Raw genomic sequence first — 21,973 nt, forward strand, 5'->3', positions numbered from 1 at the left:
ATTGTACGAGCTTTTTTTACATACATCCGCTTATACCCCAAACCTTACTTGTACTATTTCATATCATAAATTAAGTCTATTTGAGGTTTCTGTAACGATCATCCCGTGTTAGTCTCTAAACAATCTAATGTTAAAAAGTTGCCTACCATAGGCGGACTTCAAAGGAGGGGTATTTTGAAGGAGATAGTAATTCTTCCGTGGGAAGAAAGGGAAGATATAGATAAAGTTTTTGTACCAGATTATATAAATACATTAGCAAAAGAGGTTATAAAAAATTATAGTTTTCAAGTTAATAGTATGGAAGTAGTAGCAACTAAGCCTGAACAAGGCGGGGCTATTTGGAAACTTGCCACCAGTAAGGGGCCGAAAAGTTTAAAACTATTACACCGTAGGCCGACCAGAAGCTTATTCAGCCTTGGTGCTCAAAGATATTTGGTTGATGTTAAAGGTGCAAGAGTGCCAGCTATTGTTAAAACAAATAAGGGACAAGATTTTATTGAGGCTGGCGGAAAAATATGGTTTGTTGCTGAATGGATTGAACCACTGGCCCCGATAGCCAAGGATTTGGAAGGAACAAAGCAGCTTTGTTACACTCTTGGCCAATTTCATGTTCAAACCAAGGGCTATGTCCCTCCAAATGGGGCAGAAATTGCTTCAAGATTGTACAAATGGCCAAAGAAGTATGAAAAAATGATGAATAAAATGGATTGGTTCAGAAATTTGGCCGATGCTTATCGGGAAATGCCCGCTAGTTCGGTTATTTTGAATGTAATAGGTAAATATCAAGAAGAAGTTAGAACAAGTCTAAATAGACTTAATCAATCTAAATATTCTGACTTAGTAAAAAAAGGAAATAAAGAATGGGGGCTCGCACATCAAGATTATGGCTGGTCCAATTCACAAATGGGACGTAATGGCATGTGGATTATTGACCTGGATGGTGTCGCCTATGACCTTCCCATTCGGGATTTGAGAAAGTTGATTACTGGTAAAATGGCAGAATTATATAAATGGGATGTAACATGGGTTCGTGAAATGATACAAGCGTATCATAGAGCCAACCCAATATCTCCTGAACTATATGAAGTTTTAATGATTGATTTATCACTGCCAAATGAATTTTACAGATTTATGAAAGACATAGTGAAGGAACCTGAATTATTCCTAAATCAAACAACAACTGAAGTAATTAATTCTCTTATCGTGACAGAACAATCCAAATGGCCTGTATTAAAAGCGATTCAAAATGATTGGAGGAAATAGGAAAAGATGAAAATATTAATGGTTTGTACAGAAAAACTTCCTGTTCCCCCAGTATTAGGAGGAGCAATCCAAACTTATATTTCCGGTATTTTACCATTTTTAAGCCAATCCCATGACATTACTGTTATGGGAATTAATGATTCATCACTGCCAGTAACGGAAACGAGAAACGGAATCCATTATGTTCGTGTACCAGGTAAAATCTTTGAAATCTATCGTGACGGGGTTGTTCGCTATATTCAAAACAATCACTTTGATCTGATCCACATTTTTAATCGCCCTCGTCTTGTCCTGCCAGTAAGGGCAGTTGCTCCTCAGTCTAAAATTACCTTAAGTATGCATAATGATATGTTCAATTTGGATAAAATTGATCCGTCTGAAGCAACTGCTGTTGTACAAGAAGTATCAAAAATTGTTACGGTGAGTAATTATGTTGGAAATGTCATCCGGCAACTTTACCCACAAGCATCACCGAAGCTCCGAACCATCTATTCAGGGGTAGATACCGAACGATTTTTGCCTGGTAGCTATTCCAAAATGAGCAAAATTAGGAGTTCGATTCGGAAACAACATGGCTTAGAAAACAAAACCGTTATATTATTTGCTGGAAGGCTTTCTGCTAACAAAGGTGTCGACAGATTAGTCAGAGCATTACCAGCACTTTCTAATAAATTTAAAAATTTAGCGTTAGTCATTGTCGGAAGTAATTGGTTTAGCCAAAATGATGTAACCGACTATGTAGCCTATGTCAGAGCTTTAGCGGCTAAACAATCCGTACCTATTGTCACAACAGGTTTTGTAAATCCAGCTGATATCCACAACTGGTTTGCAGTGGCTGATTTATTCGTCTGCACCTCACTTTGGCAAGAACCACTGGCAAGGGTTCATTACGAAGCCATGGCTGCAGGACTGCCAATCGTTACAACTGCAAGGGGAGGAAATCCGGAGGTTATTCTTCTTAATGAAAATGGACTTATAGTAGAAAATCCAGAAGATCCAGGGGATTTTGCAAACAAAATAACCGAAGTCTTATCTGACAAATCTAAGATGAAAAAAATGGGAGAAAGAGGAAGAGAGCTGGCTGAATCCAAATATCAGTGGACTAGGGTAGCAGGAGAGGTACTTGAAGTATGGGAACAGTCTGAAAATGCTGATTTGACGGAAATACCCATTAACGAAAATGATTTAACAGTAGTTGGAGTCGAGAAAGCCGAATTAGATGGGAATTCCCAAGTTAATACAGACAATAAAGATTCTCAAAAAGATAAATACCAATATAGGAAAAAATCCAAAAAAGATAAATACAAAAACAGTAAAAATTCAAGTAAAAATAGTAATAAGAAGAAAAAAAAGTAACATCGATTTTAGTAGTAAATGGGATAGGACCGTGTGTGCTTTTTTTTGCGCAGACGGTTCTTCCTATTATATTTCTGAAAAATAAAGCTGCCTTTAAATGGGCATCTTTTTTTGTATTTAAATAAATGACCACTACGGTATCTATGTAATAAAGAATCCACTAACCAGATATAATACGATCGCTATAAAGCCACCAATCGCAGAGACCTTCAACTTATAACGGGCATATTCGACAAGCGGTAAATCGAGAATGGATGCAGTCGTGATGGTCGTATCACCTAATGGTGAAGCCAATGCACCAAATGCGCCACTTGCAAATACAGCGCCGACTGTTAAGGGGATGGACGCCCCTGTAGCAGCAGCTAATGAAATTCCTAATGGCATGAACAATCCCCAGGTTCCCCAAGATGAACCAATAAAATATCCCGTAATCGAACCAAGCAAAAAGATGGTTGCAGGAGTCAAAAAATCTGGTAGGAAGGACCCTAAAGTTGAACTAATAAAGGTGGAAAAACCAAGGTCGTTGGCTGCCAGCGTTAATGACCAAATAAGAACAAGCAGACTAATGGCCTCCATCATCTGGTTGCCGCCATCATAAAAATGATATAAGGTTTCATTTAATGGCAGCCGTTTCACGATATAAAAAGTAAAGGATAAAACAAGTGTAAGGAAGACTGCTAAAAGCATAACAAAGGTGGCATCAGCCTTAGAAAAAGCTTCAAAAACTGTGTATGCACCTTTGGATGTACCATCCTTCCATAAAAGAAATAAGGAAAGTCCGAGCAACAAAAAAACAGGGATAATCAAATTCCAAGGTTGTGCTTTAACTAAGGATAATTCTCTTTTAATTCCAGCCCGGTGAAATTCATGTTCTTCCTCTTCTAACTGGATTTGTTCTTTATTTGAACCATTTGTTTTTCGTATTGGAGCCCAAAATGTTTGGATCAGGCCGATTACAAGCATAGTGATAGCAAAAAAATCAAACAAAATACTTGTTAAGAAAATCTGATAGGGTGACTGACCGGAGTGGAGTCTTCTAATACTTCCTTCTACTAACGAAACCATGAAGCCTACGAAAGCCGTCGCTACAGGTAAAAGAACGATAACGGACTCTGTCGAAATATCCATCGTCAGACCAACCTTTTGCTTAGGGATGTTGATCTTTTTGGCAAGTGATTTCACAACTGGGCCAATCATCATGATCCGAAACATAGGCATCATAAAGGTAAAAGGGAGGGTGAGCCAGATAAATCCTAACAACCCTCGTTCTGTCCTGATTTTTGTCCCCATCCATTCGGAAAAACCTTTAATCCCGCCGGAAATATTCATCATCCCTACGAGCCCGCCAAATAAATAAAGAAACCCGATAATTTTCATGTTCGTCACATTGGATAGAGTTGTGACGATATAGGTCACAGTTTGATAAGCACCTTCTATTAAATGGGGTGACACAATATAGGATCCAACAAGCAAGCCCACTACCAGGCCAGGTAAAATGTTTTTGATCCAGATGGACATGGAAATCACGATAAGGAAGGGTAGGAGTGAAAGCCAAGAATGTTCCAAAATTTCTTCCTCCTGAAATTGATGATGTTGAACTACTCTTTTATTATATTCAGAAAATCGGCAATAAACCGTAAGCTTTAAACAAGTGCATGAGCCTGCATGAACAATTGATCGCTAATAAGTGATATCCGTATTGAATGAAATAACGGTAATTGTAAAAAATAAAAAATGAATAAGACAATGAATAGGAGATATGAAAATGCCCAAAGTTGAAGTTTCTTGTGCGATCTCTAACTGTACGTTTTATGGTGAAGGAAATGTGTGTACTGCTGAAAAAATTATGGTTGAACTTGATAGCCATTCAAGATATGATACGGAAATGTCTTCCGAATTAGGTGAAAAGAATCATATAGATACAGCGGTTAATTCAGCCGAAACATGTTGTAAAACCTTCAAATCTAAACGTAGCTGATATAGGTGCAAGCTAACCAAACAATAAGTGAGTTTCACAATAAAGCTAGTCACCTTTGTGAAAAGGGACTAGCTTTATCTTTTCTATCTATTTCAAATAATTTTCAATAAACTTCCTTAATCAAAATTTAATGGAAATAAAGGATTTGTACAAAACATATTCAGGTAAATAATTCAATATTAATAGTAACAAAGTATTGGGAGAGGAGGTCATCTACATTAAAGTTGCGGAAAATACCCGAACATAATTGGACATTAGGTTATGTTCTTTTTTAATAAGTAAGTGTAAAAGGGTTATAAGATAGGTCGCCTTTTGAAGTAGGTGGGAAATGATGAATAAATTTCGATTGCGTACTAGCTTAATTTCCAAACCAGGTCAACGAGATAATTTATTTAAAGTATTATTTGAGGCTTCAAAATTAATTGAAAACTTTAGCGGTTGTAAGATCTTTGATGTAACATTTTCCATTGAAGAACCCAATTTAGTATTCATTTATGAAGAATGGACTGATGAAAGCACGTATCGTTCTTCTCTTTGTATTGGAATTACTAAAGAGCTTATTCTACGAGCTAAACCAATGATTTCCGGTATGGTCAGAACAAGAGCACTTACAGTCCACTAATCAAATATGAAAAGTAAAATAGGAGCAAAGTTTGCTCCTATTTTTTATCACTTTAAATTTTCGGAAGGATTCATCTGATCGTCAATTAAACTTATCAAATCTGTGAGGTAGGGAGGAGTAAAGATGGCTCAACAAGAAATTCAAACTACGAATCAAATTACAGGCTCCAAAAAGTGGTGGGCCCTTGCAACAGTCCTTTTGACGATGTTTTTCTCATCGATGGACCAGACAGTTGTATCAACCGCCATGCCCACCATAATTGGGGATTTACATGGTTTAAATTTGTATGCGTGGGTATTCACGGCCTATATGATGGCTTCTTCTGTGACCATTCCTATTTATGGTAAGCTGTCAGATGTATTTGGAAGAAAACCGTTCTATTTATTTGGACTCATCATGTTCGGAGTTGGTTCTGCGGTATCGGGGCAGGCACATACGATGACAGAACTAATTTGGGCGCGCGCCTTTCAGGGGATTGGTGCCGGTGCCATGATGAGTATGCCCCGTGCCACAGTCGGTGACATTTTTACACCACAAGAACGAGGAAAATGGCTGGGTGTTGTAATGGCTGTATTTGGGTTGTCCAGCATTATCGGTCCCGCCCTTGGTGGATGGATTACGGATACGTTATCATGGAGATGGGTGTTTTATATTAATTTGCCGTTTGCCGTTCTTGCTATATTCGGTGTAATGGGAACTCTGCCTAAAGTACGGGCAGAACATCAGGTTAAGATTGACTGGGTCGGTTCCTTAGTTTTGGTTATTGGCTTAATTCCAATTTTACTTGGGTTTACATGGGCAGGTACGAAATATGACTGGGGCTCTCCAATCGAGTTAACTCTTTTTATTGGTGGCGCGATTGTTCTTGCAGCTTTTATTTTATGGGAGCGGAAAGCAATAGACCCATTACTCGCACCATCCTTGTTCAAAAATCGTATTTTTAGCACCTCATTAATTTTAGGTGTCTTGGTTGGGATGACAATGTTTGGCAGCCTCATGTTTCTGCCTATTTTTGTCCAAGGGGTGATTGGGCTTAATGCACAAAGCAGCGGCTGGGTCATGTCGCCTATGATGCTAGGTTTTATTACCGGAAGCATAGTCTCCGGTCAAGTCATGTCAAAAACAGGCCGTTACAAATACATTGCATGGCTAAGCGGTGCTGTTATTGTAACTGGCTCGATTTTATTGAATCGAATGAATATTCATACAACGTGGTCAACGGTAGCTTTCAACATGGTTGTTCTTGGAATTGGCATTGGCTCGTTGATGCCACTTATGAATATGGTTGTTCAAAATGCGTTTCCTTACAAAATGATGGGTACTGTAAATTCTACACAGCAATTTGTGAGTTCACTGGGCGGGGTTATTGCTTCACCTATTTTTGGTTCCATCCTAAGCAAAGGATTTACCCATAAGTTTAATGAGACATTGCCAGATTCTCTGCAACAGTTTAAAAGCAGGCTGACTGGACTGAATCCCCAAGCGCTGCTGACTTCGCAAGCACAAAACTCGATTGCAGTAGAGTTCAATAAATTCGGTGCTGCAGGGCATCAAATGTATCTTCAATTCATGAAGGCAATAAAGGTTTCATTGACTTATGGTATTCAACAATTGTTCGTGGTCGGTTTAGTTTTTGCCATTCTTTGCTTCATCGGTACCTTTTTCTTGCCGGAGGTCAAACTTAAAGGCAAAGAATATTTTCAATCCGGAAGTGCGGTGGGTAACGGACAAAATAATGACGTAAAGGTCGACGAATGAAAAACGAATCTCAAATTCTGCACAAGAATTACTATGAAAAGGTAGGGATAACTCTACCTTTTTAATTTTTTTGCCAAGGTGTTCTGCCAAAAGAAATTCCGGGTAATAATCACCTGGAATTTTATGATTAATGTTTACAGGCTCCTTAGGATATAACAACATTTAGTTGACTAAATCAACTAAATGTTATATTCTTTTTTTAACGTTAAACATTCTGAATATTAAGGAGAATAAAGATGGATAAAAATCAATATGTAGAAAACATTCGGAAATTCAATCGGTATTATGCAAATGTTTTAGGTAGAATTGATCAAGAAATCTATAATAAACCTTTTCCTTTAACAGAAACACGTGTTATAGCTGAAATCAATTTTAGAAATGGTTGTACTGCAACGGAAGTGAGAGAAAATCTTGGAATAGACCGTGGCCAATTGAGCAGAATCGTTCAAAAATTTGAGGAAGAAAAAATTATTGTTAAAGAGCAAGCAGCAGACGATAAACGCCAATACATACTTTATCTCACTGACTATGGGAAAGTAATTTTTAATGACTTAGTTGATATTGCAAATCGTGAAGTTGGAAAAATGATTCAAGAAATATCTAATCGTGATTTGACTAAGCTGATTAGTTCCATGGAATCTATAGAATCCATATTCTCAAAAGAATATCCTTCTCAATCAAAGGTATCCATTCGAACTTTTCAACCTGGAGATGTTGGTTTCGTTGCACACCTTCATGGAACGTTGTACGAAAATTCTTATAAGTTTGGCCGAATGTTTGAATATTACGTAATGAAGGGCCTAACTGAATTTATGATCAATACAGAAGGAGGGGAACTGTGGATTGCTGAAGTAGACGGGAAAATGGCAGGTTCGATTGCAATAACTAAATCCAATGAAAACGTAGCCCAATTAAGATGGTTTATTTTGGATGAAAATTATCATGGATTGGGTATTGGAAAGAAGCTTATGGAGACAGCCATCGATTTCTGCAAAAAACAAGGTTACAAACACGTTTTCCTATGGACGGTGAGTATTTTAGAAACTGCACGTCACCTTTATCAAAAATATCATTTTAGATTAACAGAAGAAAAACAAAATTATGAGTGGACTGGATCGAAATTAATAGAAGAACGATGGGTATTAGAACTAACTGACGAAAAGTAAACTCAATTTTTGGGTTGCTTCAGTGATTGGATTTTAATTGTCTTAATACGACTATTTAACTTGGATCATTCATTACCATAATGTTAATTCTATCCCGTTTTCTATATAGATGATGTTTTGTAATCCTGTTAGGTTTACCAGATATTCAAATACATTTTTTGCTGTGCGTCTAATCATCCCGCCTAGACCTAAATTGTCAAATACGCGTGCATAGCAACGGATTATCAATGTATCATTTTCTCTTAACACATGATAATAGACGGTTTCTTTCTGTATTTTCGAAAAACAGTGGATAAATAGATATTCATTTGTTTTTTCGAATCCTTTTAGTAAAAGTTCTTTTTGAACTATTCGTTTTATTTCCTCCATCTGTTTCTCTGTTAAATTTATAATCATACCAGCTTCACCATCTTTTTATATGATCTGCATTCCATCTATTTCCATTATACGATGGTGCGAGCTCGCCTGTCACAAAGCGATGGTTTTACTTCTTCAAACCAGCTGCATAGAAGGGACCATTAAATGTTATGGTTGATAGGATTTGAGCCATTTCTTGTGGAGATTCTTTCCTGCCACTATTCAACCATTGTTGAATTACCCCTATATGCGCAGACGCAACGTAAGATGCTAAATATTGTCCTGGAACAAGTAAATTTTCCTCCTTAATAAGTGCGTTTGGATCATTTCCAAACAGTGTTTTCCACATAAAATCTTTCAGTCTTGTTTGAAAGGATAAATCTCCTTTTGGACCTAAAACAGCTCTCATAAAACCACCTTTTTTACTTAGATATTCAAATAATGAAACTGCAAGGTAAAATGGTGTTTCAGTCGGTGAGCTGATTTCAAGTGCCGCAATAACAGTAGGGAAGTTCTGTTTTGCAATTCTGGACATTTCAAACATAATCTCTTCTTCGCATTTGGTCATTAAATCAAATTTGTCATGATAGTGCGCATAAAATGTACCCCTATTAATTTTCGCTCTAGTTGTTATGTCTTTAACCGTAATGGCTTCGAAACCTTTTTCATCGATTAATTCAACTAATGCATCTCGGATTGATTCTTTTGTCCGAATAATCCGCAAGTCCGTATTATGATCTCGCAAGTTATTTCCTCCTAAATTATATCCAACACAATTATAAAAGGTGTTCCATAAACGACACAATTGCCATTTTTGATTATTGAACAGTATAAGGTTCAATTATAAAATTTGATATATAATAAACAACACGTTGTTTGTTATTATAACAAATACAGGGAGGATAATTAACTATGTTCAAAAACAAATTATTATTAAGTTCACCCATTATCGCATTCGCAGTTATTTTTATTTTTTCACTAACCCTTTTTCCATCGGTTCAACCTCAACCTAAAAATTTACCCATTGCAATTGTTAACGAAGATCAAGGAGTACAAATTCCTAATCAACCAAAAATGAATATGGGTCAGACCATCGTTGAAATGATACAAAAAAATTCAAAAACAAGTATAGATAAAGGCCCTGCTGTTAAATGGCTTGAAGTAAAAACTGCAGAGGAAGTACAAAAAGGAATGGATAATCAAGAATATTATGCAGCATTGGTCATTCCGAAAGATTTTAGTTCCAAGCAAGCATCATTTAGGACACCAGCGCCTTCTTCACCTGAAGTTCAAATATATATCAATCAAGGAATGAATACAGCAGCTTCAACGATGGCTGGACAGGTCTTGAATGGAGTAGTTGACAATATGAACAATCAAATTCGTACCCAACTACTTGATGGTTTTGAAAAACAAGGTGCAACTTTAACAGCAAAACAAGCTGCAAGCTTAGCGATTCCTATATCAAAAAAAGTCACAAATGTTAATGAAATTGGTATTAATAGTGCAAACGGAAATTCTCCTGTTTCCTTATTTCAGCCATTATGGATAGGAAGTTTGGCAAGTGCTGCTATTATCTTTTTGGCTGTGAGTAAATTATCAATTACAAATCGGAAAGAGTACCTTATCACAAAGATAGGACAAATTTTAATAGGTGCAATTGTTTCCCTTGTCGTTGGATTTGGTTTAACTTGGCTGGCAGGTGATATGGTAGGACTTCATATTCCACAGTTTACGGACACAGCTTTTTTCCTATCGATTACTTCCTTTAGCTTTTTCCTAATGATTTCAGCTGTACTTTCGTGGTTGGGAATCAGAAGTATGGGTCTTTTTGCCCTATTGTTATTCTTCGGGGCACCTTTACTTTCAATGGCTCCAGAAATGATGTCTCCATTTTATCGAGATTGGATTTACTCATGGTTACCAATGCGATTTATGATACAAGGCTTGCGTGAATTGTTCTTCTTCGGAAAAGGATTAGCCTGGAGTTCATCTGTTTCAACTCTTGTATGGATTGGAGTAGTAAGTATGGTAACCATACTAGCTTCTGCTATTAAAGTTAATTCAATAATAAACAAAACACAAAACCAAAAATTAGAGGGTTAACAATAAATAAGCCGTTTCCTTATGGGAAATGGCTTGTTTTATCAAAAGTTTGTGAATAAACGTACAAGTTTTTGATAGCGATCATTCGTATACGAATTACTTGTATACAAATGATTTAGAAAATGTTATATTTCAATTAATCGGAAAATTTAAAATAATGGTGGGGTATTCATGGAAAGGTACGATATCTGTGTTCATTTTCTTCTAGGGAAAGCTTTGCAAAGAGTGAATCAAGTGAGTAAATCCAAACTTTCCCCGTTTGGTGTGACACCAGTTCAATATGCGCTGCTGCGTCTTCTGTGGAAAGAGGATGGACAATTTGGTTATGAATTAGCTGAACAACTTCTTCTAGACAGTGCAACCATGACAGGTATAATCGACCGGTTGGAACAAAACGGATTTATTGAACGACGAGTTGATACCAATGATCGACGTAACAAAGTAGTTTTTTTGACTGAGAAGGGGAGGTCTTTGGAGATTCCATTATGTGAGAAAATGGATGAAATGAATAATGAGGTGATGTCTGATTTGGAAGTCGAGGAGATTCAGCAATTTAAGAAAATTCTTTTTGATATTGGTATTAGTAGCAAGAATAAAAGTCTCTAATTCGAATAATAGTTTAAGCGTAAAGGATGGTTACCAATTTGAACGATAGAATTATTATACCTTTATGGGCCATTGGCTCTTTTTTGGTACTAATGAACACGACGATGTTCAACGTTGCCCTCCCAACCATCTTACACGACCTTAACATATCTGCTGGGGAAGGCTCCTGGATTGTATCTGGATATTCGATTATATTTGCCTTGTCAACTATAACTTTCAGCCGATTATCTGATTATGTGTCAACCCGGAAATTGCTGTCCATTGGTTTAATCTTATTTGGCATATCATCCATAATAGGTTTTTTTACACATAGTTTCGGTATTCTATTAGTTGCTCGATTGATCCAGGCAAGTGGGGCGGGGGCCGTGCCGGGACTAGGTATTGTGTTGGCGAGTCGTTACGTGCCCTTCGAGCGCCGTGGCCGAGCCATTACTATTATTGCATCAGGATCATCCTTGGCTTTTGCCTTGGGTCCCGTGATTGGTGGTGTTATCACACAATTCATGGGATGGAATGGGTTATTTCTAATCACTTGTCTAGTCATCCCTTTGGTACCAGTGCTATGGAAGCTGTTGCCCCAAGAATCCCCTTCGGAATTCAGCTTTGACATCCCTGGTGCCTTCCTTACTGGAATTGCAGTGGTATCGCTATTAATTTGCGTAATGCAATTGTCACTATGGTTTCTACTCCTCAGTTTTGGCGCACTCGCAGTAAACATTTGGCACTTGCGCAGGGCAAAAAATCCCTTCATACTGCCTGTCTTGTTTCACAATCATGGTTACCGCAAACTGCTGATTATTAATTTTTGTGCTTTTATCCTAAATATGTCGATGCTGTTTTTGATGCCTTTACTTCTGTCAAATTGGTTTCATATGCCTGCAGGCACCGTGGGACTGATGATATGTCCTGGATCCCTATTATCTGCACTCTTGATAAGGGTGGTTGGACGTTGGATTGACCGATATGGAAACTACCGCTTTCTCTTAATTGGGCATTTTTTCTTGGCTGCAAGCCTGATTATGATGGCAACTATGGTAAATGTCTCGTCATACTTCGTTATGATCGGGTATATCATTTTCGCTCCGGCTCTCTCCACGATTTTATCTGCTCTTTCGAATGAAGTTTCTAGAACTCTGACAAAAGAACAGATTGGTTCTGGAATGGGTCTAAGTCAACTTTGTCAATTCTTCGGTGGCTCATTTGCCGTTGCCGTTTGTGGAATACTCATTAGTTGGCAAACTAATATACCATTCATAGCCGCATTTCAGCGGATCTATTTGTTGCTGATTTTGGTTGTATTGTGTTCGTTCATGATCCTTATCTGGTACTCCAGAGCCAATGTATCCTATCGTAAATGGCAATCCGTATCTAAAGGCTGAAAAAAGATGCTAGTTTGATACTATTTAATCATAATTTTATTTGGAAGGTGAAGAAAATGAATCATTTAGAAGGTTTAAAGAAAATGATGACAGGTGAAATACCTGGTCCACCAGTGGCACAAATACTTGGTTTTAATGTGACAGATGTAGAAGAAGGTAGAGTTGTAATCGAGTTGGAAGCTTCTGATAGGCTGCATAATCCGATGGGTACCCTTCACGGCGGGATCCTATGTGATATAGCTGATGCTGCGATGGGCTATGCTTTTGTTAGTACACTTGATGAGGACGAACTTTTTACCACGGTCGAGATTAAATTGAATTTCCTTAAACCTATTTTTCAATCGAAACTTCGAGCAGTGGGTCAACTCATTAAAAAAGGCTCCAAAGTTGGATTGCTAGAATGTCATATATATGATGAAAAAGAAAGTCTTGTTGCTCATTCAACCAGCACGTGTATGATTTTAAAAGGAAATCCAAACGGGAAAAGAGAAAAGATAAAATAAGGTAAACTTATCATTTTCAAGATGACAACAACTGTGAGGGGGGCTTTAAAAATTAAGCATTCTTCTTTTATTAACAATGACATCAATGAAGGCATTTTTTCATACTATATTTCTGGGGTGATAAAATGCCAAGAGTAAATTACCGAAGTTCAGATGTTGACTTAATGGCAAGGATGATGAGAGCAGAAGCCGAAGGTGAAGGAAAACAAGGAATGTTATATGTTGGAAATGTAATTGTGAATCGGCTTGTCGCGAATTGTTTAGATTTTAAAGGCTTAAGAACTGTTAACCAAGTTATTTATCAAGTACAAGGTGGAAATTATTCCTTTGAAGCAGTTCAAAAAGGGAATGTATTTTATCAAAGATCAAGAACTTCTGAAAGAAGATTGGCCCAACAGAATTTGGATTATTGGAGAGACCACCCAGCGAAATTTGCACTATGGTATTTTAATCCACATGCTCCATGTCCTCCAACATGGTATGATCAACCTAAATCTGGACAATTTAAAGAACATTGTTTTTATGAACCAAAGCCAGCAACTTGTGATAGTGTTTACAGCGGTTAAGCTTACTCCTTGAGTAAGCTCTTTTACATAGTTAGAATCGTCATTTTTAAATTGACAGGATTAGTCGTAATTAATTTGTATACTAATTTTATCAACTTAAACAAAGTAAGGGAGATTCGTGTGAAAAAACAGCGTAACATTATTCTGTATATTGGTACTTCGATTGATGGTTATATTGCAAATGAGGATGGTACATTAGAATGGTTAGAATCAACAGAAGTAGAAGGTGATTCTGGCTACCATTCACTCCTTGAAAGAATTGACACGGTTGTTATGGGAAAAGCAACTTACGATGTTATTCGTGGATTTGATATAGAATATCCGTATTGTGATTATAAAAATTATGTATTTACTAAATCTGTTAGTGGATCAGATGAATATGCAGCATTTATTGATGAAGATGTCAAAACTTTCATTAAAAATTTAAAACAAAAGCCTGGTAAAGATATATGGTTAATTGGTGGAGGAAATTTAGCTCGAGAATTTTTTAAAGAAAATTTAATTGATGAATTCCAACTAGCCATTGCGCCTATTATTTTAGGGAAAGGAGTCTCCCTATATACCGGAGATGACATTACTCGAAATTACACATTAACCAAAGTAGAAAAATTAGGTCAACTTGCTATGCTTCATTATATAAAAAAATAAATCTCAGCATCTTACCCTTTTATTTGTAATGACAAAGATTCAATATTTGCCTGTATAATTAAAACTAAAATAGTTTTTTAGGATGCTGATAACTTGAAAACAAATGCTAGGTATCAAAATTGGATTCGAATGAAAAAACTACTCATTTTTTTACTTGTCTCACTTTTATTCATCTTGTTAACATTCTTTCCTATGCATTTTTATTTGCGAATTTTAACAATTATTTTGGCGTTACCATTCGTTTATATTGCATGGATTATTTCTTATTCCTATTACCAATTCGCAGCCTTTGGGGGGAATTATCAGTCAAAGATACATGACTTAATTGTTGCCAAGGTGAATGGGGAAGAGGAAGGAAAAATACTGGATATAGGCACAGGCAGCGGTTCACTGATTATTAAACTTGCAAAAGCTTTTCCCGAGTCCTTATTAACTGGCATTGATTATTGGGGCAAAGATTGGGAATATTCGAAAGCACAAAGCCAACGAAACGCTGAAATTGAAGGGGTTTCTGATCAAATCAATTTTCTGAAAGCAAGTGCAGCAAACCTGCCTTTTATAAATGACGAATTCGATACCATTGTAAGTTGTCTAACATTTCATGAAGTTAAAGAGGAAAAAAATAAATCAGAAGTAATGAAAGAAGCATTAAGAGTGTTAAAACCTGGTGGTAAATTTGTCTTTTTAGATTTGTTTAGGGATGAAAAAATATTTGGGAAGGAGAAAGATCTCTTAATTACCTTAAAGAAACATGGCGTATCTGAATTAAAAAGCTATAAACTCGCTAAAGTAATTAAACTGCCAAAGCTTTTATTGAACAAGAAAGTATTGGGGAATGCCATGCTTTTAATTGGAAGAAAATAGACTTTAAACGGAGCATTTCTTTGAAGGAGGAATGCTTTTTATTTTCGTCTAAGTAACTTTCGGAGAAGGGAGGGTTGCAGATTATTGTACTCTTCCTAATTTAATTATAGCATACAAAAAATGGTCAATATAGACTTTTTATTCTCATTTACAACTGCTAAAATGCAATAGAACTTTAATGAAATTGGTTGGAGGGATAGAATGAGTTCTTTGGTTCTCGGTTTTCAGGAAGTGGAAAAAACACAGCTTTTGCTCGTTGGCGGAAAAGGGTTAAATTTAGGGGAATTATCAAAAATCCAAGGAATACAAGTACCAGAAGGATTTTGTGTTACAACAGTGGGATTTGAAAAAGCCATCGAACAAAACGAAACGTTTCAAGCTTTGTTGGATCAACTAGCAATGCTAAAAGTAGAGGATCGAGTTCAAATTGGTGAGATCAGCAGGAAGATTCGACAAATCCTTATAGAAGTAGAAATTCCTTCCGATGTTGTGATGACAGTTGCTCACTATCTCTCCCAGTTTGGCGATGAATATGCTTATGCCGTGCGTTCTAGTGCAACGGCTGAAGATTTACCACATGCCTCTTTTGCTGGTCAACAAGATACCTACCTAAATATCATTGGAAAAGAAGCCATCCTGCAGCATATCAGCAAATGCTGGGCTTCCCTCTTTACGGATCGCGCGGTAATCTACCGTATGCAAAATGGATTTGACCACCGTCATGTTTATATATCCGTTATCGTTCAAAGGATGGTTTTCCCACAGGCAGCAGGGATTTTATTTACCGCTGATCCGATGACTTCTAACCGAAAACTGCTCTCCATCGATGCCAGTTTTGGCCTTGGAGAAGCACTAGTCTCAGGCTTGGTCTCTGCCGATTGTTATAAAGTACAGGAAGATAAAATCGTCGATAAGATGATAGCAACCAAGAAATTGGCTATCTATGGACTAAAAGAAGGCGGAACAGAGACTGTTCAGATCGATCCGGATCAGCAAAAGACACAAACACTTACAGACCCACAAATTTTACAACTCGCACGAATCGGAAGACAAATTGAAACTTATTTTGGTTGCCCGCAAGATATCGAATGGTGTTTGGTTGATGGTACATTTTATATTGTCCAAAGTCGTCCAATCACTACGCTTTTCCCCATCCCTGAAGCGAATGATCAAGAAAATCACGTCTATATATCTGTTGGTCATCAACAAATGATGACCGACCCCATGAAATCATTGGGATTGTCTTTTTTCCTGTTAACGACTCCGGCACCCATGCGAAAAGCTGGTGGAAGGTTGTTTGTTGATGTCACACATCAACTGGCTTCACCTGTCCGTAGAAACAATTTATTAAATGCTATGGGACAACACGATCCGCTCATGAAAGACGCACTCATGAGCATAATAGTGCGAGGAGATTTTATAAAATCGTTACCAAATGAGGAAATAACACAGAGTCCCAGCAGAAACAATACAGATATGCTGGCAAATATCGAAAACGATCCGACAATCGTTGCTGATTTGATTAAAAGTACTCAAACATCGATAGAAGAGTTAAAACAAAACATCCAAACGAAATCAGGCTTGGATCTATTTAATTTTATTCTAGAAGATATCCAGCAATTAAAGAAGATTTTATTTAACCCACAGAGTACGCGTGTATTTATGGCAGCTATGAATGCTTCATCTTGGATTAATGAAAAAATAAATACGTGGTTAGGTGAAAAAAACGTAGCAGACACACTTTCTCAATCTGTACCAAACAATATCACTTCAGAAATGGGTCTGGCGTTATTGGATGTCGCAGATGTGATTCGTCCTTATCCGGAGGTAATTGATTATTTACAACGTGTAAAAGATGATAACTTTTTGGATGAACTGGTTAGGTATGAAGGTGGGCAAGAAATCCTAGACGCTATTTATGCGTATCTCAACAAGTATGGAATGAGATGTAGTGGAGAAATCGACATTACTAAAACTCGTTGGAGTGAAAAACCAATAACACTTGTTCCCATGATTCTGGGTAACATCAAAAACTTTGAGCCTAATGCCAGCAATCGGAAATTTGAGCAAGGATTACAGGAAGCTTTGAAAAAGGAACGAGAGGTTTTAGAGCGATTGAAGCAATTACCAGATGGTGAACAAAAAGCCAAAGAAACAAAACGCATGATCGACCTAATCAGGAATTTCATCGGTTACCGAGAATATCCAAAATACGGAATGATTAGTCGCTACTTCGTTTATAAGCAGGCTTTACTGAAAGAAGCCGAACAACTCGTACAAGCGGGCTTTATTCATGAAAAAGAAGATATATACTATCTCACTTTTGAAGAACTTCACGAGGTCGTACGCACAAATAAACTCGATTACCAGATTATAAGCAAACGAAAAGACGAGTACAAATTATATGAAAAACTAACTCCGCCACGCGTTATCACGTCTGATGGTGAAAGCATTGCGGGTAAGTACAAACGAGAAGATCTCCCTGCGGACGCGATTTTAGGTTTGCCTGTTTCTTCCGGAGTGATAGAAGGAAGGGCACGTGTCATCTTAAACATCGAAGATGCTGATTTAGAAGATGGTGATATATTAGTCACTTCCTTTACTGATCCTGGTTGGACACCATTGTTTATATCCATAAAAGGGCTAGTCACCGAAGTTGGTGGGCTGATGACACATGGAGCAGTGATCGCCCGTGAATATGGTTTACCAGCAGTTGTTGGGGTAGAAAATGCAACCAAACTGATAAAAGATGGGCAAAGAATTCGCGTTCATGGGACTGAAGGGTATATCGAAATATTGGTGTGATTGCTTTGCCTATTTTTTCGAAATTGAAACTAATTTGGCCGATTTCCAAATGTGGAAATCGGCTTTATTTATATAAATTTGTGAGGTATCTTTTACTTGATTTTCCATAACGGTGTTTTTGAAAAGCTTACCGATTTTTTAGATGCCGGATATATTCTAAAGAAAGAAGCGGACGAGATGTTTCGTCGTGCCACACTGTTCCCACCATTAACGTACACTGAAACATACCGTGAACACTACGAAAACTGCGTAGACATTATTCCTAGTCCCTAACAATAGAGCGTTCCTTAAAGATCCTATCGTCAAGCCAGTATTTAATTATTACAATATATTGGAATGTGAAAGTATTTTTTAATTAAATCATATAAATATTGCTGCAGTCTTCGGCAATAATACCGATTAGAGTTATGTGTTTTTGACCGTGTATGAGAAGATAATGATCAGCGACACTTATCCGGCTAATTAAGAAATCTAAGTTTAAAAATATTGTCCTTATTAAGCTAACCGGGACTTAAGTTAAAGAGGGGTTTGCTTCGGCAGCCCTTTTTCTTGTTCAATTGACGGGGAGGTTAGTTGAGTAAAGAGTGGTATATAACATGGTTTTAGATAACATTTTTAAATTGTTCAAGATTTATTTCGTCCCCATTTTAAGTTTTATTTAAGTATCTTTTAGTAAATCTAAAATTTTCAATAAATTAATTTTCGGGAACAAGATTGTTATCTGCTTTCTTTACTAAGGCTATAATCGAACGTGAAATTAAAAAAGTAATGGTCATTGTACAAAAACTAGTAAATGAAGTCCACCCTTTTTTAAATTCGATTAAGTCAGTTTTCTTTTCTAAAAAGTGTTCTATTACTGCCATAGGAATACTGAAATATAAAGCCTTAATAAGAATACCGAAAATATTTGAACTTTTAGTGATTTGGTTATAGTAAACGCACGTTATTGGATAAAGCAAATAATCAAATCCAAAGCTGATATTAACAGATTTCAAAAGAGTAACTGGATATTTGATGTAACCCTTTTTTACAACAAAAGTATCTAAAACTGAAGAAAGAACTCCCTTCAAAAGAAATATGATCAACCAATCTTTTACTGGTAGTTTTCGTATTAAATTTATAATGGAAATGATACTGAATACAAGCAAAAACCTTAATATATTCATCTCTATAGATTGCTTTTTCATAATAACACCTCTAAGTAGGAGTATTCCCTTCTCAATGATGATTCCAAAGTTCATATTATTTTGAAAGATATAAGACCTTGTTTAAAATGATAGAGAAGGAGTGTGATAACAAGTGAAAGCACAGGTGATTAAAAAGTTTGGAGATCCATCTGTTTTTGAGATTGTGGAGGTTCCTAAGCCTGAAGCAATTCATGGGCACGTGGTTATTGAAGTAAAAGCAACAAGTGTAAATCCGATTGATACAAAGGTAAGGTCTGGAGCGGTACCAGCGGTTGCACCAGATTTTCCGGCCGTGTTACACGGCGATGTAGCAGGAGTTGTTGTAGAGGTTGGCGAAGGAGTAACAGAGTTCAAGGTCGGTGATGAAGTCTATGGTTGTGCAGGAGGTTTTAAGGATACAGGTGGTGCTCTTGCTGAATATATGCTTGCGGATGCGCAGCTTTTAGCTCCTAAACCCGAAAATTTAACGATGGCAGAAGCAGCGGCGCTTCCTTTAGTAACCATAACTGCGTGGGAAGCACTTTATAATCGAGCAAATGTTCAAAATGGGCAAACGGTTCTTGTTCATGCAGCCACAGGCGGGGTAGGTCATGTGGCCATTCAACTAGCAAAGCTGGCCGGTGCAAAAGTATTCACAACGGCTTCATCTGAGGAGAAATTAAGCATCGGAAAGCGTTTGGGTGCAGATGTGGCCATTAATTATCGAGAACAGACAGTAGAGGAGTACGTAAAGGAATATACAGATGGAAAAGGGTTTGACATTGTGTTTGATACGGTTGGTGGCGAAAACCTCGACCGGTCTTTCCAAGCTGCTGCCACTTACGGAACAGTATTAGCAATCGCGGCACGCTCAACACATGATTTGTCTTTGCTCCATTCAAAGGCACTATCTTTACATATTACCTTCATGCTTTTAAAAGTAATAAATAAAGAGCAAAGGAAAGAATACGGAAAAATTTTACGAGAAGTAACAAAACTTGTAGAGGAAGGGAAACTTCAGCCGTTAGTCGAAAAAAGGATTTTTAAGTTTGATCAAGTAAAGGAAGCACATCTTTTACTAGAATCAAATAAGGCTATTGGAAAGATTGTATTGACAAATGAATGGTAAACTATTGGGGAATTGAACTATCTAAGAGTAGAGAAGAATGTTTGATACATTCATCTCTATTTTTTTTGTGCCAATAATGCAGAGGGAATCTTGTGTTTATGCACAAAAATGTATTTTTACAAATAAAAGTGATTGTTTGATTCTCGGAAATGGCATAATTTTATTTGTTTTATTGAAAACGCTTACTTAAAAATTAGAATAAATATTCAAAAAAATATGCAAAAAAAGATTGTCAAACGATCTTTTTTTCACTATAATCATCTTATAAAAGTGATGTGAGAAAACATAACATGAAATAGAGAGGTAATGTGACATGGCTGAAACACTTTTTTCAAATGTACCAGTAGAAACTGCAACTCTAGAACAAATCAAAGAAACTATTAAAGAAAAAAGTGTAGAACTATTACACTTGCAATTTGTAGATATTGAAGGAATCTTAAAGCACGTTACGGTAACGACTGAACAACTTGAAGATGTAGTAGAAGGAAAAATGATGTTTGATGGTTCATCTATTAAAGGATTCTCTCCCATTAATAAGTCTGACCTTTATCTACAACCAGATCTTAATACGTTTGCTGTGCTTCCTTGGACTGTTGAATCTGGTTATTCAGAAGCCCGCTTCTTATGCTCCGTAAAAAATCCTGATGGAACGCTTTTTGAAGGAGATACCAGAAACGTTCTAAAGAAAACAGTGGACCGTGCCGCTGACAAAGGCTATACGATTTCAGTTGGGCCAGAATTAGAGTTTTTCCTTTTTAAAACAGACGAAAATGGCTATGCCACTCAAGAACTTGGTGATAAAGCAGGATATTTTGAGCCATCACCACATGATCTTGGCGAGCGCGTTCGTTTAGAAATCTACCGTGCCCTAAAAGCAATGGGCTTTACGATTGAAGCGTCACACCATGAAGTGGCAGAAGGACAACATGAGATTAACTTTAAATATGCGGACGTTTTAACAGCAGCTGATCTTGCCACTACATACAAATGGGTCGTGAAGACGGTTGCGAAGAAATTTGGTTTACATGCTACCTTTATGCCAAAACCAGTATTCGGTATCAACGGTTCGGGCATGCATGTTAATATGTCATTCTTCAAAGGAAGCGAAAATGCCTTCTTTGATCCATCTGATGAATTGCAATTATCAGAAAAAGCCTACCAATTTATTGCTGGTGTGCTAGAGAACGTAAAGAGCTTTACAGCCGTTACAAATCCGCTAGTAAATTCTTATAAGCGCTTGGTTCCAGGTTATGAAGCCCCATGTTATATTGCTTGGTCTGCTTCGAACCGTTCGGCATTGATTCGAATTCCGGCAAAAAAAGGGTTGGCAACACGTGTAGAATTACGTTGTCCAGATCCATCATCTAACCCTTATTTAACCTTTGCCGTTATTGCCTCTGCAGGTTTAGATGGAATTGAAAATGAGCTAGCTGCACCAGCTCCAATCAATGAAGATATTTTCCATATGACGGAAGAAGAAAGAGCGTACCAAGGAATTGACAACCTTCCTGGCAGCTTAGCAGAAGCAATCAAAGCCTTAGAATCAGGGGAGATTGCTGCGAATACGCTTGGAGAACACGTTTATAACGAATATGTTTCCTTGAAGAAAGCAGAATGGGATAGCTATCGTACAGCCGTTCATACATGGGAAATTGAAAACTATCATTCTAAGTTCTAGTAAAAAAAGCGGGGGAATCCCCG

General features: G+C 37.2%; 21 protein-coding genes. 17 read left to right on the forward strand and 4 right to left on the reverse strand.

All coding sequences use genetic code 11. From position 1 onward, the window contains the following. Positions 1-174: 174 nt before the first annotated feature. Entirely contained in the window at positions 175-1,263 is a 1,089-nt protein-coding gene (locus tag ABES02_RS01945; RefSeq protein ID WP_430130031.1) for a CotS family spore coat protein, read from the forward strand. A 6-nt stretch (positions 1,264-1,269) separates the two neighbouring features. Further along, positions 1,270-2,619, forward strand: coding sequence for a glycosyltransferase family 4 protein (locus ABES02_RS01950; protein WP_430130034.1), 1,350 nt, complete (start codon positions 1,270-1,272; stop codon positions 2,617-2,619). A gap of 141 nt (positions 2,620-2,760) precedes the next feature. Here the strand turns inward: ABES02_RS01950 and ABES02_RS01955 are convergent, their stop codons facing one another. After that, positions 2,761-4,185: a Na+/H+ antiporter NhaC family protein gene (locus ABES02_RS01955; protein ID WP_430130037.1), complete on the reverse strand. Its 1,425-nt coding sequence runs from the start codon at positions 4,183-4,185 to the stop codon at positions 2,761-2,763. A 199-nt stretch (positions 4,186-4,384) separates the two neighbouring features. Here ABES02_RS01955 and ABES02_RS01960 point away from each other — a divergent pair, with 199 nt between their 5' ends. The 4 genes from ABES02_RS01960 to ABES02_RS01975 all read left to right on the forward strand — a co-directional run bounded on the left by ABES02_RS01960 (position 4,385) and on the right by ABES02_RS01975 (position 8,143). Then, positions 4,385-4,597 (forward strand): DUF1540 domain-containing protein, encoded by a 213-nt coding sequence (locus ABES02_RS01960; RefSeq protein ID WP_430130040.1) that lies wholly within the window; start codon positions 4,385-4,387, stop codon positions 4,595-4,597. 331 nt (positions 4,598-4,928) lie between these two features. Continuing rightward, positions 4,929-5,219, forward strand: a complete 291-nt coding sequence (locus ABES02_RS01965; protein WP_430130043.1) for a putative quinol monooxygenase — start codon at positions 4,929-4,931, stop codon at positions 5,217-5,219. A 123-nt stretch (positions 5,220-5,342) separates the two neighbouring features. Continuing rightward, complete coding sequence (locus ABES02_RS01970; RefSeq protein ID WP_430130046.1) at positions 5,343-6,977, forward strand: MDR family MFS transporter; 1,635 nt, start codon at positions 5,343-5,345, stop codon at positions 6,975-6,977. A 236-nt stretch (positions 6,978-7,213) separates the two neighbouring features. Next, on the forward strand, positions 7,214-8,143 hold the full coding sequence (locus tag ABES02_RS01975) for a bifunctional helix-turn-helix transcriptional regulator/GNAT family N-acetyltransferase (RefSeq protein WP_430130049.1): 930 nt from the start codon (positions 7,214-7,216) through the stop codon (positions 8,141-8,143). A gap of 72 nt (positions 8,144-8,215) precedes the next feature. On the opposite strand, the gene ABES02_RS01980 is transcribed toward ABES02_RS01975, so the two are convergent. Both ABES02_RS01980 and ABES02_RS01985 read right to left on the reverse strand, forming a co-directional pair. Continuing rightward, positions 8,216-8,539, reverse strand: coding sequence for a hypothetical protein (locus tag ABES02_RS01980; RefSeq protein WP_430130052.1), 324 nt, complete (start codon positions 8,537-8,539; stop codon positions 8,216-8,218). Positions 8,540-8,627: 88 nt separating this feature from the next. Next, positions 8,628-9,245, reverse strand: coding sequence for a TetR/AcrR family transcriptional regulator (locus tag ABES02_RS01985; RefSeq protein WP_430130055.1), 618 nt, complete (start codon positions 9,243-9,245; stop codon positions 8,628-8,630). Between the two features lie 167 nt (positions 9,246-9,412). Here ABES02_RS01985 and ABES02_RS01990 point away from each other — a divergent pair, with 167 nt between their 5' ends. The 9 genes from ABES02_RS01990 (at position 9,413) to ABES02_RS02030 (ending at position 18,250) form a co-directional block, all read left to right on the forward strand. Beyond that, positions 9,413-10,606 carry an ABC transporter permease gene (locus tag ABES02_RS01990; RefSeq protein ID WP_430130058.1) on the forward strand — a complete coding sequence of 398 codons (1,194 nt, stop codon included), beginning with the start codon at positions 9,413-9,415 and terminating at the stop codon, positions 10,604-10,606. A gap of 171 nt (positions 10,607-10,777) precedes the next feature. After that, complete coding sequence (locus ABES02_RS01995; RefSeq protein ID WP_430130061.1) at positions 10,778-11,212, forward strand: MarR family winged helix-turn-helix transcriptional regulator; 435 nt, start codon at positions 10,778-10,780, stop codon at positions 11,210-11,212. Positions 11,213-11,250: 38 nt separating this feature from the next. After that, entirely contained in the window at positions 11,251-12,591 is a 1,341-nt protein-coding gene (locus ABES02_RS02000; RefSeq protein WP_430130064.1) for an MFS transporter, read from the forward strand. A gap of 56 nt (positions 12,592-12,647) precedes the next feature. Next, the gene (locus ABES02_RS02005) at positions 12,648-13,094 is read left to right on the forward strand and encodes a PaaI family thioesterase (protein ID WP_430130066.1); all 447 of its coding nucleotides are present in this window, start codon (positions 12,648-12,650) and stop codon (positions 13,092-13,094) included. A gap of 125 nt (positions 13,095-13,219) precedes the next feature. Next, positions 13,220-13,660 (forward strand): cell wall hydrolase, encoded by a 441-nt coding sequence (locus ABES02_RS02010; RefSeq protein ID WP_430130069.1) that lies wholly within the window; start codon positions 13,220-13,222, stop codon positions 13,658-13,660. 120 nt (positions 13,661-13,780) lie between these two features. Next, the gene (locus tag ABES02_RS02015) at positions 13,781-14,308 is read left to right on the forward strand and encodes a dihydrofolate reductase family protein (protein WP_430130072.1); all 528 of its coding nucleotides are present in this window, start codon (positions 13,781-13,783) and stop codon (positions 14,306-14,308) included. Between the two features lie 129 nt (positions 14,309-14,437). Next, complete coding sequence (locus ABES02_RS02020) at positions 14,438-15,172, forward strand: class I SAM-dependent methyltransferase (protein WP_430130172.1); 735 nt, start codon at positions 14,438-14,440, stop codon at positions 15,170-15,172. Between the two features lie 201 nt (positions 15,173-15,373). Next, positions 15,374-17,977 (forward strand): phosphoenolpyruvate synthase, encoded by a 2,604-nt coding sequence (gene ppsA, locus ABES02_RS02025; protein WP_430130075.1) that lies wholly within the window; start codon positions 15,374-15,376, stop codon positions 17,975-17,977. Between the two features lie 96 nt (positions 17,978-18,073). Continuing rightward, on the forward strand, positions 18,074-18,250 hold the full coding sequence (locus ABES02_RS02030) for a hypothetical protein (RefSeq protein WP_430130078.1): 177 nt from the start codon (positions 18,074-18,076) through the stop codon (positions 18,248-18,250). 422 nt (positions 18,251-18,672) lie between these two features. Here ABES02_RS02030 and ABES02_RS02035 read toward each other — a convergent pair whose 3' ends face one another. Continuing rightward, on the reverse strand, positions 18,673-19,164 hold the full coding sequence (locus tag ABES02_RS02035) for a CBO0543 family protein (RefSeq protein ID WP_430130081.1): 492 nt from the start codon (positions 19,162-19,164) through the stop codon (positions 18,673-18,675). A gap of 112 nt (positions 19,165-19,276) precedes the next feature. Here ABES02_RS02035 and ABES02_RS02040 point away from each other — a divergent pair, with 112 nt between their 5' ends. Together ABES02_RS02040 and glnA are read left to right on the forward strand one after the other, a co-directional pair. Next, positions 19,277-20,272, forward strand: a complete 996-nt coding sequence (locus ABES02_RS02040; RefSeq protein ID WP_430130084.1) for a zinc-dependent alcohol dehydrogenase family protein — start codon at positions 19,277-19,279, stop codon at positions 20,270-20,272. Between the two features lie 313 nt (positions 20,273-20,585). Further along, positions 20,586-21,950, forward strand: a complete 1,365-nt coding sequence (gene glnA, locus ABES02_RS02045; protein WP_430130087.1) for a type I glutamate--ammonia ligase — start codon at positions 20,586-20,588, stop codon at positions 21,948-21,950. Positions 21,951-21,973 lie beyond the last annotated feature (23 nt).

The sequence above is a fragment of the Neobacillus pocheonensis genome, assembly GCF_050477905.1.
GTDB classification, from domain to species: domain Bacteria; phylum Bacillota; class Bacilli; order Bacillales; family Cytobacillaceae; genus Neobacillus; species Neobacillus pocheonensis_A.

What these genes read in the sequence shown, in the direction of transcription:
- ABES02_RS01950 (WP_430130034.1), top strand. Translation starts at nt 1,270, where the DNA reads ATGAAAATATTAATGGTTTGTACAGAAAAACTTCCTGTTCCCCCAGTA.
- ABES02_RS01960 (WP_430130040.1), top strand. Translation starts at nt 4,385, where the DNA reads ATGCCCAAAGTTGAAGTTTCTTGTGCGATCTCTAACTGTACGTTTTAT.
- ABES02_RS01965 (WP_430130043.1), top strand. Translation starts at nt 4,929, where the DNA reads ATGAATAAATTTCGATTGCGTACTAGCTTAATTTCCAAACCAGGTCAA.
- ABES02_RS01970 (WP_430130046.1), top strand. Translation starts at nt 5,343, where the DNA reads ATGGCTCAACAAGAAATTCAAACTACGAATCAAATTACAGGCTCCAAA.
- ABES02_RS01975 (WP_430130049.1), top strand. Translation starts at nt 7,214, where the DNA reads ATGGATAAAAATCAATATGTAGAAAACATTCGGAAATTCAATCGGTAT.
- ABES02_RS01980 (WP_430130052.1), bottom strand. Translation starts at nt 8,539, where the DNA reads ATGATTATAAATTTAACAGAGAAACAGATGGAGGAAATAAAACGAATA.
- ABES02_RS01990 (WP_430130058.1), top strand. Translation starts at nt 9,413, where the DNA reads ATGTTCAAAAACAAATTATTATTAAGTTCACCCATTATCGCATTCGCA.
- ABES02_RS01995 (WP_430130061.1), top strand. Translation starts at nt 10,778, where the DNA reads ATGGAAAGGTACGATATCTGTGTTCATTTTCTTCTAGGGAAAGCTTTG.
- ABES02_RS02005 (WP_430130066.1), top strand. Translation starts at nt 12,648, where the DNA reads ATGAATCATTTAGAAGGTTTAAAGAAAATGATGACAGGTGAAATACCT.
- ABES02_RS02010 (WP_430130069.1), top strand. Translation starts at nt 13,220, where the DNA reads ATGCCAAGAGTAAATTACCGAAGTTCAGATGTTGACTTAATGGCAAGG.
- ABES02_RS02020 (WP_430130172.1), top strand. Translation starts at nt 14,438, where the DNA reads ATGAAAAAACTACTCATTTTTTTACTTGTCTCACTTTTATTCATCTTG.
- ppsA (WP_430130075.1), top strand. Translation starts at nt 15,374, where the DNA reads ATGAGTTCTTTGGTTCTCGGTTTTCAGGAAGTGGAAAAAACACAGCTT.
- ABES02_RS02035 (WP_430130081.1), bottom strand. Translation starts at nt 19,164, where the DNA reads ATGAAAAAGCAATCTATAGAGATGAATATATTAAGGTTTTTGCTTGTA.
- glnA (WP_430130087.1), top strand. Translation starts at nt 20,586, where the DNA reads ATGGCTGAAACACTTTTTTCAAATGTACCAGTAGAAACTGCAACTCTA.